The organism is Tistrella arctica (assembly GCF_039630945.1).
GTDB classification, from domain to species: domain Bacteria; phylum Pseudomonadota; class Alphaproteobacteria; order Tistrellales; family Tistrellaceae; genus Tistrella; species Tistrella bauzanensis.
Genome location: NZ_JBBKTV010000011.1, coordinates 132,879 through 149,594 on the forward strand (window position 1 = coordinate 132,879; position 16,716 = coordinate 149,594).

The 16,716-nt window shown below is 67.4% G+C and carries 14 protein-coding genes; 11 read left to right on the forward strand and 3 right to left on the reverse strand.

Going from position 1 to position 16,716, the window contains the following annotated elements; genetic code table 11:
* The first annotated feature begins 15 nt into the window (after window positions 1-15).
* Window positions 16-942, forward strand: coding sequence for a protease modulator HflC (gene hflC, locus WG924_RS22945; RefSeq protein ID WP_345935381.1), 927 nt, complete (start codon window positions 16-18; stop codon window positions 940-942).
* 104 nt (window positions 943-1,046) lie between these two features.
* Here the strand turns inward: hflC and WG924_RS22950 are convergent, their stop codons facing one another.
* On the reverse strand, window positions 1,047-2,057 hold the full coding sequence (locus WG924_RS22950) for an aldo/keto reductase (RefSeq protein ID WP_345935382.1): 1,011 nt from the start codon (window positions 2,055-2,057) through the stop codon (window positions 1,047-1,049).
* Window positions 2,058-2,274: 217 nt separating this feature from the next.
* Between WG924_RS22950 and WG924_RS22955 the strand changes: the two genes are divergently transcribed.
* Both WG924_RS22955 and WG924_RS22960 read left to right on the forward strand, forming a co-directional pair.
* Window positions 2,275-2,460, forward strand: coding sequence for a DUF2065 domain-containing protein (locus tag WG924_RS22955; RefSeq protein ID WP_345935383.1), 186 nt, complete (start codon window positions 2,275-2,277; stop codon window positions 2,458-2,460).
* A 212-nt stretch (window positions 2,461-2,672) separates the two neighbouring features.
* Window positions 2,673-4,145, forward strand: a complete 1,473-nt coding sequence (locus WG924_RS22960) for a DegQ family serine endoprotease (protein WP_372045132.1) — start codon at window positions 2,673-2,675, stop codon at window positions 4,143-4,145.
* Between the two features lie 96 nt (window positions 4,146-4,241).
* Here the strand turns inward: WG924_RS22960 and serB are convergent, their stop codons facing one another.
* Window positions 4,242-5,174: a phosphoserine phosphatase SerB gene (gene serB / locus WG924_RS22965; RefSeq protein WP_345935385.1), complete on the reverse strand. Its 933-nt coding sequence runs from the start codon at window positions 5,172-5,174 to the stop codon at window positions 4,242-4,244.
* A 118-nt stretch (window positions 5,175-5,292) separates the two neighbouring features.
* Between serB and miaA the strand changes: the two genes are divergently transcribed.
* The 5 genes from miaA (at window position 5,293) to WG924_RS22990 (ending at window position 11,346) form a co-directional block, all read left to right on the forward strand.
* A complete protein-coding gene (gene miaA, locus WG924_RS22970) occupies window positions 5,293-6,237 on the forward strand; it encodes a tRNA (adenosine(37)-N6)-dimethylallyltransferase MiaA (RefSeq protein ID WP_345935386.1) in 945 nt (314 codons plus the stop codon).
* A gap of 274 nt (window positions 6,238-6,511) precedes the next feature.
* Window positions 6,512-8,263, forward strand: a complete 1,752-nt coding sequence (locus WG924_RS22975) for an acetolactate synthase 3 large subunit (protein ID WP_345935387.1) — start codon at window positions 6,512-6,514, stop codon at window positions 8,261-8,263.
* Between the two features lie 104 nt (window positions 8,264-8,367).
* Window positions 8,368-8,913: an acetolactate synthase small subunit gene (ilvN, locus tag WG924_RS22980; RefSeq protein ID WP_188577147.1), complete on the forward strand. Its 546-nt coding sequence runs from the start codon at window positions 8,368-8,370 to the stop codon at window positions 8,911-8,913.
* Window positions 8,914-9,114: 201 nt separating this feature from the next.
* The gene (ilvC, locus tag WG924_RS22985; protein ID WP_188577148.1) at window positions 9,115-10,131 is read left to right on the forward strand and encodes a ketol-acid reductoisomerase; all 1,017 of its coding nucleotides are present in this window, start codon (window positions 9,115-9,117) and stop codon (window positions 10,129-10,131) included.
* Between the two features lie 153 nt (window positions 10,132-10,284).
* Window positions 10,285-11,346 carry a YihY/virulence factor BrkB family protein gene (locus tag WG924_RS22990; protein ID WP_345935388.1) on the forward strand — a complete coding sequence of 354 codons (1,062 nt, stop codon included), beginning with the start codon at window positions 10,285-10,287 and terminating at the stop codon, window positions 11,344-11,346.
* A 29-nt stretch (window positions 11,347-11,375) separates the two neighbouring features.
* On the opposite strand, the gene WG924_RS22995 is transcribed toward WG924_RS22990, so the two are convergent.
* Window positions 11,376-11,972, reverse strand: coding sequence for a DUF924 family protein (locus WG924_RS22995; RefSeq protein WP_345935389.1), 597 nt, complete (start codon window positions 11,970-11,972; stop codon window positions 11,376-11,378).
* Window positions 11,973-12,724: 752 nt separating this feature from the next.
* Between WG924_RS22995 and WG924_RS23000 the strand changes: the two genes are divergently transcribed.
* From WG924_RS23000 to mreC, 3 genes are all read left to right on the forward strand, one after another.
* Window positions 12,725-14,386 carry a 2-isopropylmalate synthase gene (locus tag WG924_RS23000; protein WP_345935390.1) on the forward strand — a complete coding sequence of 554 codons (1,662 nt, stop codon included), beginning with the start codon at window positions 12,725-12,727 and terminating at the stop codon, window positions 14,384-14,386.
* Between the two features lie 267 nt (window positions 14,387-14,653).
* Window positions 14,654-15,694 carry a rod shape-determining protein gene (locus WG924_RS23005; protein WP_188577151.1) on the forward strand — a complete coding sequence of 347 codons (1,041 nt, stop codon included), beginning with the start codon at window positions 14,654-14,656 and terminating at the stop codon, window positions 15,692-15,694.
* Between the two features lie 97 nt (window positions 15,695-15,791).
* Entirely contained in the window at window positions 15,792-16,703 is a 912-nt protein-coding gene (gene mreC / locus WG924_RS23010) for a rod shape-determining protein MreC (RefSeq protein WP_345935391.1), read from the forward strand.
* Window positions 16,704-16,716: the final 13 nt, after the last annotated feature.

Sequence of the window (16,716 nt, forward strand, 5' to 3'; positions counted from 1 at the left end):
CGAGGAGACGACGAGATGAGAAAAGGTCTTCTCACCATCGCCGGCATCGCTGCGGTGGCCGTTGCCATCGTCGGCATCTCGGCGACCTATGTGGTCCACCAGACCGAACAGGCCCTGGTCCTGCAGCTTGGTGAGCCGCGCAAGGTGGTCAAGGAACCGGGGCTGCATTTCAAGCTGCCCTTCATCCAGAACGTGGTTTTCTATGACAATCGCGTGCTGGATTTCGACGCGGACGTGCAGGAACTGATCGCCTCCGACCAGAAGCGGCTGGTGGTCGACAGTTTCGCCCGCTTCCGCATCGTCGATCCGCTGCGCTTCTATCAGGCGGTGGGGTCGGAAGCGGTGGTGCGCGCCCGGCTGGACAGCATCGTGAACGCCAGCCTGCGTAACGTGCTGGGCTCGGTGCCGCTGGCAACCGTGCTGACCAGCCAGCGCGCCGAACTGATGGCCCAGACCGCCCAGATCGTGAATGGCGAGGCCAAGAGCTTCGGCATCGAGGTGCTGGACGTGCGCATGCGCCGCGTGGATCTGCCGGAAGCCAACAGCCAGGCGATCTTCAGCCGGATGCGCACCGAGCGTGAACGCGAGGCGACCGAGCTGCGTGCCCAGGGCGCCGAGCTTGCCCAGCGTATCCGGTCGCGGGCCGATCGCGAGCGGACCGTGCTTCTGGCCGAGGCCCGCCGGGAAGCGCAGATCGCCCGTGGTGAAGGCGATGCGACCGCCAGTAAGATCTTTGCCGACAGCTTCGGCCAGGATGCGGCGTTCTTCGACTTCTATCGCAGTCTGCAGGCCTATCGGGTGGCGTTGGGCAATTCCGACACCACCATGCTGCTGAGCCCGAATGGCGAGTTCTTCCGCTATTTCGGATCGGACGGCACGCTGAACCTGCCGGGTGGCAATGGCGCGGCGCCCGCGGCCCCGGCTCCCGCTCCGGCCGGCTGATCGCATCCGCCCGGATCACCATCGGTCCGGATCAATGGATAACGGCCGCCCGGGCAGACCGGGCGGCCGTTTCCATGTCCCGATGCCCCCCGTGGTGGAGCCGGTCAGATCACCGGGTTGGGCATCTCGCGGTGCACGGCATCGATCGCGTCGCGCAGATCGGCGGACAGATCGAGACCGGCGGCGGCCAGGATGGCATCCAACTGGTTATCGGCCGAGACCCCGGGCAGGGCCGAGGTGACGCCGGGCCGGCCGGCGGTCCAGGCAACCGCCATGGTGGTGGGGTCCAGACCGAAATCATGGGCCAGCGCCACATAACGGCCGGCGGCGGCGAGGGCGCGCGGGTGCAGATAGCGGCCGGCGAAGCGAGGCGGGAAGGTATAGAGCCGCGAGGCCGGTGGCGCGTCCTGGCCGGTGCCGTATTTTCCGGTCAGCAACCCCATGGCGAGCGGCGAGAAGGCGAGCATGCCGACGCCCTCGTTCCGGCAGACTTCCATCATGCCGTCGTCATAGACCCGCTTCAGCATGTGATAGACATTCTGGACCGACACGATCGGGGCTGTGCCCTGCGCCTCTGCCGTGGCGGCCAGCCGGGTCAGCCCCCATGGGGTTTCGTTGCTGACGCCCGCATAGCGGACCTTGCCGGCCTGAACCAGCCGGTCCAGCGCATCGAGCTGTTCGGCCATCGGCACCACCCGGTCGGGCCAGTGGGTCTGATAGAGATCGATGACGTCGGTGCCGAGCCGGCGGAGGCTGGCATCCACCGCCCGTTCGATGTGGAAGCGGTCGATGGCCGACAGGCCGCCGCGCATATGGGCGGTGATCCCCGAAAGCGGCCCCTCGCCCGGGCCGTTGACCTTGGTGGCGACGATCACCCGGTCGCGCGGCACGGTTTTGAGAAAGGCGCCGAGGATGCGCTCGCTGGCACCCTGGGTCTCGGGCGTCTGGGGGACGGCGTACATTTCGGCGGTGTCGAACAGATTGACCCCGGCGTCGTAGGCGCGGGACATGATCCGGACCGCCTCGGCTTCCGGCACCTGACCGCCGAAGGTCATGGTGCCAAGCGAGATTTCGGACACGAGCAGGCCGCTCCGGCCCAGTCGGCGGTAACGCATGGTGAGGCAGCCTCTCGACGTCTGAAGATGGGCATGGCCGGCCTGGCAGCAGGGCCGCCGCAGCGACGCCCCTGGCCAGCGCCGTTGCCGGGCGGGCGCAAGCTTGCTACAGGTGGTGGGGACTGTCCACCGCGCGTCCGCCGACCGGCTCCAACCGTCACGGCTGCCGTCTCCGTGGTCCTCAACCCGCCCGCATATCCGCCTTGAGGAGCCCGGCATGAACGACCTGCTGACCGCCATCGGCCTGGTGCTGGTGTTCGAAGGCGCGATCTATGCGTTGTTTCCGCGCGGCATGAAGCGGATGATCGTCGCCGTGCTGGCCGAACCGGAAGACCGCTTGCGGGTCGGCGGGGCGGTGATCGCCGCCATCGGCGTCGCCATCGTGTGGTGGCTGCGCAGTTGACCGTTCAAGAGCCTCAGCCATGCCAGTCCGGGGGGCACCCATGGGCCACCCCAGGGCGATCCGCGCTTGATCCGCGAGGGAGCGCCGACTACATCGACTTCCGTAGCATGCCGGCAACGTATCAGGGAGACAAACACGTGCCAGGTTCCCTTCCGCCCTCGGCGCGCATCCGGCGACCGGTCGCAGCCGTCGCGCGCGACCGTACCAGCGCCATGACCGATCCGGTCATGCGCCGCCTTTTCGCCGCGCTGATGGCCTTGACCCTTGCCGCATGTCTGGCACTGGCGGCCGGGCAGGCCCATGCCCGGCCCGCGCCCGAGAGCTTCGCCGACCTGGTCGAGAAGCTGACCCCGGCGGTGGTCAACATCTCGACCACGCAGAGCGTCGAGGTTCAGGGCCCGCAGATCCCGATGCCGCAATTCCCGCCCGGATCGCCGTTCGAAGACCTGTTCCGCGACTTCTTCGGCGATCGCGGCGGCCAGCCGGGCGCCACCCGCAAGGTTCAGGCGCTGGGGTCCGGCTTCATCATCAGTGCCGAAGGCCTGGTGGTGACCAACAATCACGTCATCAAGGATGCCGATGAAATCTCGGTGATCCTGACCGACAACACCACCCTGCCGGCCGAAGTGGTCGGGACCGACCCCAAGACCGATCTGGCGGTGCTGCGGGTGAAATCGACCAAGCCGCTGCCCTTCGTCTCGTGGGGCGACAGCGCCACCTCGCGGGTCGGCGACTGGGTGATCGCGGTCGGCAATCCGTTCGGTCTGGGCGGTTCGGTGACCGCCGGCATCATCTCGGCGCGCGCCCGCGACATCAATGTCGGGCCGTTCGACGACTTCCTGCAGACCGACGCCGCCATCAACCGCGGCAATTCCGGCGGCCCGATGTTCAACATGGCCGGCGAGGTGATCGGCATCAACACCGCGATCTTCTCGCCCACCGGCGGCTCGGTCGGCATCGGCTTTGCCGTGCCGTCGATGCTGGCGCGGCCGGTGATCGAGCAGCTTGTGGAATATGGCCGCACCCGTCGCGGCTGGCTGGGCGTGCAGATCCAGCCGGTCACCGACGACATCGCCGAAAGCCTGGGCCTGGATCGCGCCCATGGCGCGCTGGTCGCCAGGGTGATGCCCGACAGCCCCGCCGCCACCGCCGGTATCGAGGTGGGTGATGTGGTGCTGCGCTTCGACGGCAAGGATGTGGCCGAGATGCGCGAACTGCCCCGGATCGTGGCCGAAACCGAGATCAACCGCTCGGTGCCGGTGGAGATCTGGCGCGACAACCGCAAGGTCGACCTGAAGGTGACGGTCGGCGAGCTGGACGAGGCGGATGTCGCCGAGGCGGCACCCGATGCCGGCGGCGCGCCGCCCGAGCAGCAGGCCGGCACCAGCCTGGCGGGATTGGGCCTGACCGTGGCCCAGGCCGACGGCGCGATCCGTGACCGGTACGGGCTTGGCCCAGACGTCACCGGTGTCGTGATCACCGAGATCGACGCCAACGGACCCGCCGGCGACAAGCCGATCCGGGTTGGCGACGTGATCGTCGATGTCGGCCAGCGCAAGGTGGACCGGGTGGCGGATATCGAGACCGCGATCAAGGAAGCCCGTGACGCTGGCCGTAAATCGGTGCTGATGCTGGTACGGACCGGCGATGACAGCCGCTTCGTGGCCCTGCGCCTGAAGGACTGACCCGCCATTGGTCGGCCTGAACGACCAAACCCCGCACGGAGCGATCCGGGCGGGGTTTGTGTTTGATCCGGCGGCCGCGCGGCCAGTGCGGGGATGTCAGTCTTCGGCGGCGATGAAGGTGTCGCGGTGATAGCCCTGCAGATAGAGCAGGGCTGTGAGGTCGCCATGGTTGATCCGCACCGGTGCCGCCGTCGCGACCTTGGGCTTGGCGTGATAGGCGACGCCAAGCCCGGCCCTCAGGATCATCGGCAGATCGTTGGCGCCATCGCCCACCGCCAGCGCACCGCCGGTGCCGCCCGACCACAGCCCGGCATAATGGTCGAGCGCCGCGACCTTGGCATCGGCGCCCAGGATCGGTGGAATGACCTGGCCGGTCAGGCGGTGGCCCGCCACCTCCAGCCGGTTGGCGCGGTTGTCGTCGAAGCCGCACAGCGCCGCCACCCGGGCGGTGAAATAGGTGAAGCCGCCCGACACCAGAACCGCGCGCGCATCATGGGCGCGCATGGTGGCCACCAGCGTGCGCGCGCCCGGCATCAGCCGCACCCGCTCACTGAAGGCCCGCGCCAGAACGCCTTCGGGCAGGCCGGCGAGGGTGGCGACGCGGGCGATCAGCGCCGCGGCGAAATCGAGGTCGCCACGCATCGCCCGCTCGGTCACCGCGGCGACCTCGGCCTTGACCCCGGCATAATCGGCCAGCTCGTCGATGCATTCGCAGGTGATGATGGTGCTGTCCATATCGGATACCAGCAGCCGGCGGCGGCGGTCGGGACCATCCGGCTGGGCGGCCGCATCGACGGGGAGCCCGGCATCGGCCAGGGCCGCCTCGGCGGTATCGCGCACGCCCGCCACGTCGCTGCCGGCAACCGCGATATCGGCGGCGACGCCGTCCTGCAGGATGGTGACGTCGCCCACGGTGTGGCCTGCCGCATCGAGCGCCTGGCGCACCACATCGATCGCGCCCGCTCTGGTCACCGCCGCCGCGCCGTCAGCCTTGACCGGAGCACCGATCAGCGTCAACACCGTTCCCATGGATCGTCCCTTCATCCATCGACAAGCGACCCGCTGCATCGGGTCGGGTACATATATCGGGTCGGCCGCATTAAAAGCGCGAGATCGCGCGGGAGCAAGCATGGAGCCGGGCAAACCGATGCCGGGGATGCCACTGATCGTGATCACCGGCCCCACCGCCTCGGGCAAGTCGGCGCTGGCGCTGGCGCTGGCGCTGGCGCGCGACGGTGTGGTGATCAACGCCGATGCGATGCAGGTCTATGACGATCTGCGGATCGTGACCGCCCGGCCGACAGCGGCCGATGAAGCGGCGGCCCCCCACCGGCTGTATGGCGTGCGGCCGGCCGAGGCGGTGTGTTCCGCCGCCGCCTGGGCGGCACTCGCCCGCGCCGAGATTGCAGCCGCCCAGGCCGCCGGTCGGCTGCCGATCCTGACCGGCGGCACCGGCCTGTATATCCGGGCGCTGGTCGAGGGGCTGTCGGATCTGCCGGCGATCCCCGCAGACCTGCGTGACGCCGTGCGGACGATCGGCACCGAAGGCGGAGTGGCTGCGCTGAAGGCGGCCCTGCTGCCGCATGATCCGGCGGCGGCGGCGCGGCTGGCCGATCCGCAGCGCCTGGCGCGGGCCTTGGAGGTGGTGCGCGCCACCGGCAGGACACTGGCCGACTGGCAGCACGCCCATCCGCCGACGGGGGGGCATGACGGGCCGGTGTTCACCATCGCGCTGATGCCCGATCGCGCGGTGCTGGACCAGCGGATCGCCGGCCGCTTCCAGGCCATGCTGGCGGCAGGGGCGGCGGCGGAGGTGGAGGCATTGCTGGCACGCGTGCTGGACCCGGATGCCATACCGCTGATGAAGGCCGTGGGGGTGCCGGAAATCGCGCGGCTGGTGCGCGGGCAGGCGGGGCTGGCCCAGACGATTGAGCGCGGCCGCATCGCGACACGCCAATACGCCAAGCGCCAGATGACCTGGATACGTCACCAGGGCCTGATCAACCTGACCGTTTCAGAGCAATATTCGGAATGTTTGCATCCGAGAATCTTTTTGGAAATTGACGAGTTCCTGTTGACCGCGGGTCATTGAGCCGGTAGGGTCCACAAGCTCGGATCAAGAGACCGGATCGCGTCCGCCAATGCAAGGCGGATAACAACGCTTCGGGCCCCGCGAACCCGCGCCCCGCCTTCGCAGCCGCGATGGCGGGCAGGGGGCCAAGGGGCGGAACCCGCCGACGGAGTTGTCCGCCGGCGGTTCTTTTTCGGTGAGGCCTGCATGGCGCAGGCCCCGCGATCCGGGCGAAGGGCAGGGGCGCAGATGTAGCGCGGACACCCGAACCAGATACTCGCGGAGCGACCGAACGATGCAGTTCACCGGTGCGGAAATCCTGATGAAGGCCCTGGCAGACCAGGGTGTCGAGGTCATTTTCGGCTATCCCGGTGGCGCGGTACTTCCGATCTATGACGCGCTCTACAAGCAGAACCGGGTGCGTCATTACCTGGTCCGCCATGAACAGGCGGCGGTCCATGCGGCGGAGGGGTATGCGCGCTCGACCGGCAAGGTCGGCGTGGTGCTCGTAACCTCGGGCCCCGGCGCCACCAATGCGGTGACCGGCCTGACCGACGCGCTGATGGACAGCATCCCGATCGTCTGCCTGACCGGTCAGGTGCCGACGCATATGATCGGCAACGATGCCTTCCAGGAAGCCGATACCGTCGGCATCACCCGGCCATGCACCAAGCACAACTATCTGATCCGGGATGTCGAGGTGCTGGCGGGCAAGGTCCATGAGGCCTTCCATGTCGCGCGGTCGGGGCGTCCCGGCCCGGTGGTCATCGATCTGCCCAAGGACATCCTGAACACCCCGGGCACCTATCGCGCGCCCGAAGAGCTGCCACGCCCGACCTATCGCCCGCAGGTGACCCCCGAACAGAGCGGGATCGAGCGGGCGATCGAGTTGATGCTGAAGGCGGAGCGGCCGGTGTTCTATGTCGGCGGCGGCGTGATCAATGCCGGGCCCGAGGCCTGCGCCGGCCTGACCCGGCTGGTGCGTGCCACCGGTTTCCCCGTCACGATGACCCTGATGGGGCTTGGCGCCTATCCGGCCAGCGACCGCCAGTCGCTGGGGATGCTGGGCATGCATGGCACGCTGGAAGCCAATCTGGCGATGCATGACTGCGACCTGATGATCAATATCGGCGCGCGGTTCGACGACCGGGTGACCGGGCGGCTCGACGGCTTCTCGCCCGACAGCATCAAAATCCATGTCGATATCGATCCGTCCTCGATCAACAAGAACGTCCGCGTCGACCTGCCGATCATCGGCGATGCCGGATCGGCGATCGCGGCGCTGCTGGCGGCCTGGAGCCGGCGGCAGGGCGAGCACGATGCCGCGCGCATCGGCGCCTGGTGGGAGCGGGTCGCCGGCTGGCGGGCGCAGAACTCGCTGGGCTTCCAGAACAGCAGCCAGATCATCAAGCCCCAATACGCCATCCGGCGGCTGTGGGAGATGACCCATGAGCGCGAGCCCTATATCACCACCGAGGTCGGCCAGCACCAGATGTGGGCGGCCCAGCATTTCAACTTCGACACCCCCAATCACTGGATGACCTCGGGCGGGCTCGGCACCATGGGCTATGGTCTGCCGGCGGCGATGGGCGTGCAGGTGGCGCATCCCGACGCCCTGGTGATCGACATCGCGGGCGAGGCCTCGACGATGATGAACATCCAGGAGCTGTCGAGCCTGATGCAGCACCGGCTGCCGGTGAAGGTGTTCATCCTGAACAATGAATGGATGGGCATGGTCCGCCAGTGGCAGGAGCTGTTCCATGGCGGGCGCTATTCCGAAAGCTATTCGGCGGCGCTGCCCGATTTCGTGAAGCTGGCCGAAGCCTTCGGCGCCAAGGGTCTGCGCGCCCACACCCCCGACGATCTGGACGGGGTGATCCGCGAGATGCTGGCCTATGACGGCCCGGTGGTGGTGGATGTGCGCGTCGACAAGGGCGAGAACGTCTATCCGATGATCCCGGCCGGCGCCGCCCATCACGAGATCATCCTTGGCCCCGGCCAGGAACTCGATGCCTGCAAGAGCGAGGAAGGGATGGTACTGGTCTGACCCGCGCCGCCCGCGCGATCAGCCTGCCGCCCCCGGGCCGGCCCGGGCACCATGTCCCGCCGGCCCGTTCCCGACGTCTGCACCAAATCCGACGGCGAGTTTCCATGGTCATCCAGAACGAACAGATCACCCAGCACACCATGTCGGTGCTGGTCGACAATGAAAGCGGCGTGCTGGCCCGGGTCATCGGCCTGTTTTCCGGCCGCGGCTATAACATCGACAGCCTGACGGTCGCCGAGGTGGACGAGGGCCGCACCCGGTCGCGGATCACCATCGTCACCTCGGGCACGCCGATGATCATCGAGCAGATCAAGGCGCAGTTGACCCGGCTGGTGCCGATCCACACCGTCACCGACCTGACCCAGAGCGGGCCGTTCGTCGGTCGCGAACTGGCGCTGGTCAAGGTGGCCTCGACCGGCGAGCGGCGGGTCGAGTCGCTGCGCATCGCCGATATCTTCCGCGCCCGCGTGGTCGACAGCACCCATGAGAGCTTCATCTTCGAGATGACCGGTTCGACCGAGAAGATCGAGGCGTTCATCAACCTGATGCGGCCGCTGGGGCTGGTGGACGTTGCCCGCACCGGCATCGCCGCCCTGTCGCGCGGCGCCGAGCCGCTGTCGTCGGAACGGGGCAATTACGAGCCGGCCTGACGCATACGAGCCGGCCTGACGCGGCCGGCGCACCGCCTGGCGACCATCGGGTCTGCCCGCTGGTCCATATCACGACACCACTGGTCCATATGACGTCGCTTGCGGTCGATCTTCAGCGCGAGGCATGCGACGACAGGGTCAAGGGCGGCAGAGAACAGCTTGCGGACCGCCCGCGACATCAACAGAGGAAACAACAGAACCATGCGCGTCTACTACGATCGCGATGCCGACCTGAACCTGATCAAGACCAAGACGGTCGCGATCATCGGCTATGGCAGCCAGGGCCACGCCCATGCCGCTAACCTGCGTGACAGCGGCGTCAACGTGATCGTGGGCCTGCGTGCAGGGTCGGCGACCGTTGCCAAGGCCGAGGGCGCGGGCTTCACCGTCATGACCCCCGACAAGGCCGCCCAGACCGCCGATCTGGTCATGGTGCTGACCCCGGACGAGCTTCATGCCGATCTGTATGAGCAGGATCTGCGCGACAATCTGAAGGAAGGCGCCGCCCTGGCGGTCGCCCATGGCCTGTCGATCCATTTCGGGCTGATCGAGCCCCGCAAGGACATCGACGTGTTCATGATCGCGCCCAAGGGCCCCGGCCACACGGTGCGCAGCGAATACGTCAAGGGCGGCGGCGTGCCGAGCCTGGTGGCCGTGGCGCAGGACGTGTCGGGCAATGCGCTTGAAATCGCGCTGTCCTATGCCTGCGGCCTTGGTGCCGGCCGCGCCGGCATCATCGAGACCAGCTTCAAGGAAGAGTGCGAGACCGACCTGTTCGGCGAGCAGGCCGTGCTGTGCGGCGGCGTGACCCATCTGATCACCGCCGGCTTCGAAACCCTGGTCGAGGCGGGCTATGCCCCCGAGATGGCCTATTTCGAATGCCTGCACGAGATGAAGCTGATCGTCGACCTGATGTATGAGGGCGGCATCGCCAACATGCGCTACTCGATCTCGAACACCGCCGAATTCGGCGACTACGTGTCGGGCCCGCGGGTCATCACCCCCGAGGTGAAGGCCGAGATGAAGAAGATCCTTGAAGACATTCAGGGCGGCCGCTTCACCCGCGACTGGGTGCTTGAGAATGCCGCCCGCCAGTCGAGCTTCAAGGCCATGCGCCGTGGCCATGCCACCCATCAGATCGAAGAGGTCGGCGAGAAGCTGCGCGCGATGATGCCGTGGATCTCGGCCAACCGGCTGGTCGACAAGACCAAGAACTGATCTGCCGCCGCAATCGCGGCCGGTATCAGGGGCGGCGCTTCCCGAGAGGGGGGCGCCGCCCTTGATCGTTCGGGCGGGCGGATGCGGAACCAGCACTGCCGCCCTCATGTTGAGCCATCGGCCATGGCGCGACAGGAGAGCGGACCGGCAGGCATGACAGATGCAGACAGGCGACCCGAGCAGATCCCCGACGCCCGCCGGGCACCGAATGCGGGCCGGCTGCGGGATGAGGCCGAAACCCGGCTGGACCCGGATGGCAGCCCCACCGAACACGCGGCCCGCGGCCGGCAGGCGACCAGCCCGCTTCACATGCCGATCCGCGGCTGGAAGGACATCATCTGGCGCACCGCCCTGCAGGTGATCGACGATCGGGTGGAGGCGGTGGCGGCTGGTGTCGCCTTCTACACCCTGCTGGCGATCTTTCCCGGCATCACCGCGCTGATCTCGATCTATGGCCTGTTTTCGGACCCCTCGGCGGTGGTCGAGCATATCAGGGTGCTGGGCGGCATTCTGCCCGACAGCGCCGTGCAACTGATGGGCGACCAGATGCGGCGGGTGGCGGCACAGCCCCAGGACCGTCTGAGTTTCGGCCTCGCCTTCAGCCTGGGCTTCGCCCTGTGGAGCGCCAATCTGGGTATGAAGGCCATGTTCGGCGCGCTCGATGTCGCCTATGGCGAGCGCGAGGACCGGTCGTTCGTGGTGTTCACCCTGGTGACGCTGGGCTTCACGCTGGTGGCCATTCTGTTCACCGCCCTGATGCTGGCCGCGCTGGCGCTGCTGCCGGTGGCGCTGGATCTTCTCAATCTCGGCCTCGTCGCCGAACAGTTGATCAGCCTGGGGCGCTGGCCGCTGCTGATGGTGCTGGTGGCTCTGGGCACCAGCATTCTTTATCGCTATGCGCCGAGCCGTCGGTCGGCGAAATGGCGCTGGGTCACCCCCGGCGGCTGTCTGGCCACGCTGGTCTGGCTGGCGGGGTCGCTGGGATTTTCCTGGTATGTCAGCAACATCGCCGCCTATGACCGCACCTATGGCTCGCTGGGCGCGGTGGTGGTGTTCATGACCTGGATCTGGATTTCCGTGATGATCGTGCTGGTCGGCGCCGAACTGAACGCCGAGTTGGAACACCAGACCGCCTGCGACAGCACCGACGATCCGCAGAAGCCGATGGGCCGGCGCGATGCCTATGTCGCCGACACGCTGGGCCGGCTGCCCTGAACGGTGCCGTCACCGGCGGTGGCGGCCGCTCAGAACCCCGATCCGGGCTCGGTCAGGAAGCGGGCCTCGTCGGGGGTGGTATTGCGGCCCAGCACCGCGTTGCGATGCGGATAGCGGCCGAAGCGCCGCAGGATGTCGCGGTGCCTGTGTTCGAAATCCAGCGCGTTGGCGTCGCCCAGCGCTTCGTACAGCGCCACCGCCTGATCGTGGACCAGCAGACTTTCGGAATGCATGAACGGCAGATAGACGAACTGGCGGTGCAGGGGCGGCAGGCGCTGATCATGGCCGCGCGCCACGGCTTCCTGCGCCAGGGCCAGCGCCATCGGGTCGGCGGCGAAAGCCCGGGGTGTGCCACGGTGTATATGGCGCGAGAACTGGTCCAGCAGCAGAATCTCGGCCAGCCGGCCATAGGGCTCGACCCGCCAGCCGGCGCAGACCCCCCTGATGGCCCCGGCATGGACGCGGGCGAAGCGGTCATGGATCGTCTGATCCAGCGCATCGCCGGCGCCGAACCAGTTGTCGGGGCCAAGCTCGCCGAACCAGAAATCGACCACGCGGCCGGCGGCGCCGGGATCGGCGGCCGCGACGTCCTCGGCGTGCAGGGCGGCGGCAATGTCGGTGATCATGTCAGCTCTCCGGGTCGGCAGACGGGGCAGGGGGCTGGTGGGATAGGGATCTGCCATCCTGACGGGGTGACCGGGTGGAAATCCAGTGGACAATCGCGGGACATGCGCCTGATCCGGTGCCCGCCGCCCGAGGAATGCTCCCAAACAAGGACAAGAATATTGCCCTAACCGGGGCGGAAGTGATTGGAAAATGTCTCATATGCGGTTTTTGCACTGGACACTCCCCTGCCTTGTCTGTAATCGTTCCAATCACGGTGTTATCCATTCGGGTCGCATCGTGTGCCGGATACCCGGTCGACATGCGTGTCGATGTCGGCCATGATGTGGTGAGCGGACGAAGATGCCGCCACCGCATGCCATGCAGCCACTGGCAAATCCACCACGCCTGAACATCCAGAACCGGACATCATGTCTCACCAGCCGCACAGCACAGCCACCATCGCACGCCGCCGCGCATCTGCGCGGGCCGTGGATGTTGCGCGTGCCGAGGCTCTGCGGGCCGACATGATGGCCGCCGACATGATGGTTCTGGCCTCTGGCGGATTTGTTCTCATCCTTCTCGGCCTTGCGCTTTCGCTTCGACTTATCGGCCCCTGAGCGCCGTACCGTCAGCCGCGCGATCGATCGCCGGTGACACACGCTCAGGGGAGAAGAGACAGAACCACATGTCTGGCGACATGATCGCCATGCATGTACTGGCGTTCGGACCCGCTTGACCGGGTCCGCCTCTTATCCGAAGCAAGGCTCCTGCCATGACCACCCAGACCAATAGCCCCGCCCAGGCCGCCAGTCCCGACCGCCCTGGCGCCACCGCCCACCAGGCCGTGGACACCACCAATGCCGCCGCCGTCAATGCCGGTGACCGGGTGGTGATCTTCGACACCACGCTGCGCGACGGCGAGCAGTGCCCTGGCGCATCGATGACGCTGGACGAGAAGCTGCGCGTGGCCGAGATGCTGGAGCGGCTGGGTGTCGACGTGATCGAGGCCGGCTTCGCCATCGCATCGAACGGCGATTTCGAGTCGGTCTACAAGGTTGCCGAGCGGTCGCGTGAGGCGGTGATCTGCAGCCTGGCGCGCGCGAAACATGCCGATATCGAACGGGCGGCCGAGGCGCTGAAGCCCGCGCGCCGCAAGCGCATCCACACCTTCATCTCCACCAGCCCGCTGCATCGCAAGTTCAAGCTGAACATGGACGAGGCGCAGGTTCTGGAGGCGATCGCCGACAGCGTATCCTTCGCCCGCCGCTTCACCGACGATGTGGAATGGTCATGCGAGGACGGCACCCGCACCGAACCCGAATTTCTGTTCAAGGCGATCGATGTGGCGATCGCGAGCGGCGCCACCACGATCAACGTCCCCGACACGGTGGGCTATACCGTGCCTGAGGAATACATCGCGCTGATCCGGGCGATCCGCAACAACGTCGCCAATATCGACAAGGCGATCCTGTCGGCCCATTGCCACAACGATCTGGGCCTGGCGGTGGCGAATTCGCTGGCGGCGGTCGCGGCCGGTGCCCGGCAGGTGGAATGTACCGTCAACGGCATCGGCGAGCGCGCGGGCAACGCGGCGCTGGAAGAGATCGTGATGGCGCTGCGCACCCGCGCCGACATCATGGGCGTGCGCACCGGCATCGACACCAGCACCATCACCCAGGCGTCGCAGCTTGTGTCGGCGGTGACCGGCTTCCCGATCCAGTACAACAAGGCGATCGTGGGCCGGAACGCCTTCGCGCATGAAAGCGGCATCCATCAGGACGGGATGCTGAAGAATGCCCAGACCTACGAGATCATGACCCCTGAATCGGTGGGCGTGAACAAGTCGTCGCTGGTAATGGGCAAGCATTCCGGCCGTCATGCCTTCAAGACCAAACTGAAGGAGCTGGGCTTCGAACTGGGCGACAACGCGGTTGAAGATGCGTTCCGCCGGTTCAAGGATCTGGCCGACCGCAAGAAGACCGTGTTCGACGATGATCTGGTCGCCCTGGTCAGCGACGAGGTGGGCCATGAGGGCGAAAGCCTGAAGCTGGTCGCGCTGTCGGTCGCCTGCGGCATCGGCGTGGACCACACCGCCACCGTCACCATCGAGCAGCACGGCACATCCCATTCGGCGAGCGCCGGCGGCAACGGCCCGATCGATGCGGTGTTCGATGCCATCCGCAAGGCGATCCCGCACGAGGCGGTGCTGCAACTGTATCAGGTGCACGCGGTCACCGAGGGAACCGATGCCCAGGCGCGGGTGACCGTGCGCCTGAAGGCCCGCGGCCGCAGCCATGGCGGCACCGGGTCCGATCCCGATACCGTGGTCGCATCGGCCAGCGCCTATGTGAATGCCCTGGCCAAGCTGCTGGAGAAGGCGGCCGATGCGCCTGAAGAGGCGGCCGATCCGGCAATTCGCAGCGCCGCGATCTGACCGCCTGATCCGGCCTTCCCGTTTCGGCACCCCCGCCGGACGGACGGCGCCCGCGGACCGGCCCCCCGCCCGGTCCGCGGGCGCCGACGCGTTTGATGCCAAGACACTGAATTGGCGGTTTCAATGCGGGACAGAATGTGGCGTAATCTCGCCGCGTTCGCCCGCCCGCTCGTCAGACGAGTTGCGAGGGCGCCAGCTTCGACGCCGTCGGCCACGTCATCCGGTCGGACGACAGACAGACCAGATCCAGCGAGCAAAGCCAGCTACATGTTCTCGAGCCTCCTCGGCATCCTCTCGGCCGATATGGCCATCGACCTCGGCACTGCCAACACGCTCGTTTATGTGAAGGGCCGCGGCATCGTGCTCAATGAGCCGTCGGTGGTCGCCATCATGAACATCAAGGGCAAGAAGCAGGTTCTCGCCGTCGGCGAGGAGGCCAAGCTGATGCTTGGCCGCACGCCCGGCAATATCGAGGCGATCCGCCCGCTTCGCGACGGCGTCATCGCCGATTTCGAAGTTGCCGAAGAGATGATCAAGCACTTCATCCGCAAGGTGCACAACCGTCGCACCTTCGCGAGCCCGCAGATCATCGTCTGCGTCCCCTCCGGCTCGACCGCCGTCGAGCGCCGTGCGATCCAGGAATCGGCCGAAAGCGCCGGTGCCCGCCGGGTGTTCCTGATCGAGGAACCGATGGCGGCGGCGATCGGCGCCGGCCTGCCGGTGACCGAACCGACCGGGTCGATGGTCGTCGATATCGGCGGCGGCACCACCGAGGTGGCGGTGCTGTCGCTGGGCGGCATCGTCTATTCGCGGTCGGTGCGTGTGGGTGGCGACAAGATGGACGAGGCGATCATCGCCTATATCCGTCGCAACCATAACCTGCTGATCGGCGAGTCGAGCGCCGAGCGGATCAAGACCGAGATCGGGTCGGCCTGCCCGCCGGCCGACGGCGATGGCAAGGTGCTGCAGATCAAGGGTCGCGACCTGATGCACGGCGTGCCGCGCGAGATCGTGATCACCGAGCGCCAGATCGCCGAAAGCCTGACCGAGCCCGTGGGCGCGATCGTCGAGTCGGTGAAGGTGGCGCTGGAGCATACCGCCCCCGAACTGGCGGCCGACATCGTCGACAAGGGGATCGTGCTGACCGGTGGCGGCGCACTGCTGGGCAACCTGGACCTGGTGCTGCGCAACGCGACCGGCCTGCCGGTCTCGATCGCCGACGATCCGCTGTCCTGCGTGGCGCTGGGCACCGGCCGGGCGCTGGAAGAGATGAAAAAGCTGAAACACGTTCTGTACGAGCAGTACTGACCGCACAGAATGCTCACGCGGCCGGCCGGTGGTATATCGGCCGGTCTCGTGTCATGCTTGATAGCGAGACGAACCCCTGCTTTGGGGAGATCGGACCGTGAAGCCCTTCGGATATGGCCGCGCCGTGGCCCAGCCGCTTCGCCAGTTGGCGCACCGTTTTGCCTTCGGTGCGCTGATGATCGGGGCCGTGGGGTTGATGATCGCGACCCGTTTCGATGTCGTGCCGGCAACCCAGCTGCGCACCACGATCGCCGACGCCGCAGCCCCGGCGCTGGAGCTGTTCTCGCGCCCGGTGGCCAGCCTGACCGGCCTGACCGACCGCATCGACGACCTGACCAATCTGGCCGCCGAGAACACCCGGCTGATCGAGCAGAACGAACGCCTGCGCCATTGGGAGCAGGTTGCCCTGCGGCTGGCGGCCGAGAACACCGCGCTCCGGCGCCAGTTGGGTGTGGTGCCGGATCCGGAGCAGCGCTTCCTGTCGGCCCGCATTCTGGCCGATACCGGCGGCCCCTTCGTGCGCACCCTGCTGATTTCGGCCGGCGCCCGCGACGGCATGACCCGTGACGGTATCGCCGTCACCTCGGCCGGGCTGGTCGGGCGGGTGATCCAGGTGGGCGAAACCTCGTCGCGGCTGCTGCTGCTGTCGGACCTGAACAGCCGCGTGCCGGTGACGGTTGAAACCGCCGACGGCACCGGACAGCGGGCAATTCTGGCCGGCGACAATTCGTCGCGCCCGGCGCTGGCCTATCTGCCGGCCCATGCCCTGCCGCAGGTCGGCGCACGCGTCGTGACATCGGGCGAGGGCGGTGTGTTCCCGCCGGGACTGGCCGTCGGCCGGGTGATGGCTATCGATGACGGCATGGCCCGGGTCGAGCCGTTCGTGGATTGGCGGCGGCTCGATTTCGTGCGCATCCTGCTCGGCACCGAATTCGAGCCGGTGGGGGTTCCGGAACCGTCTCCGGCCCTGCCTGTGCCGCCCGCCCCGGCCCCGACCTCCGCGCGCTGAGGATGACGTGCCT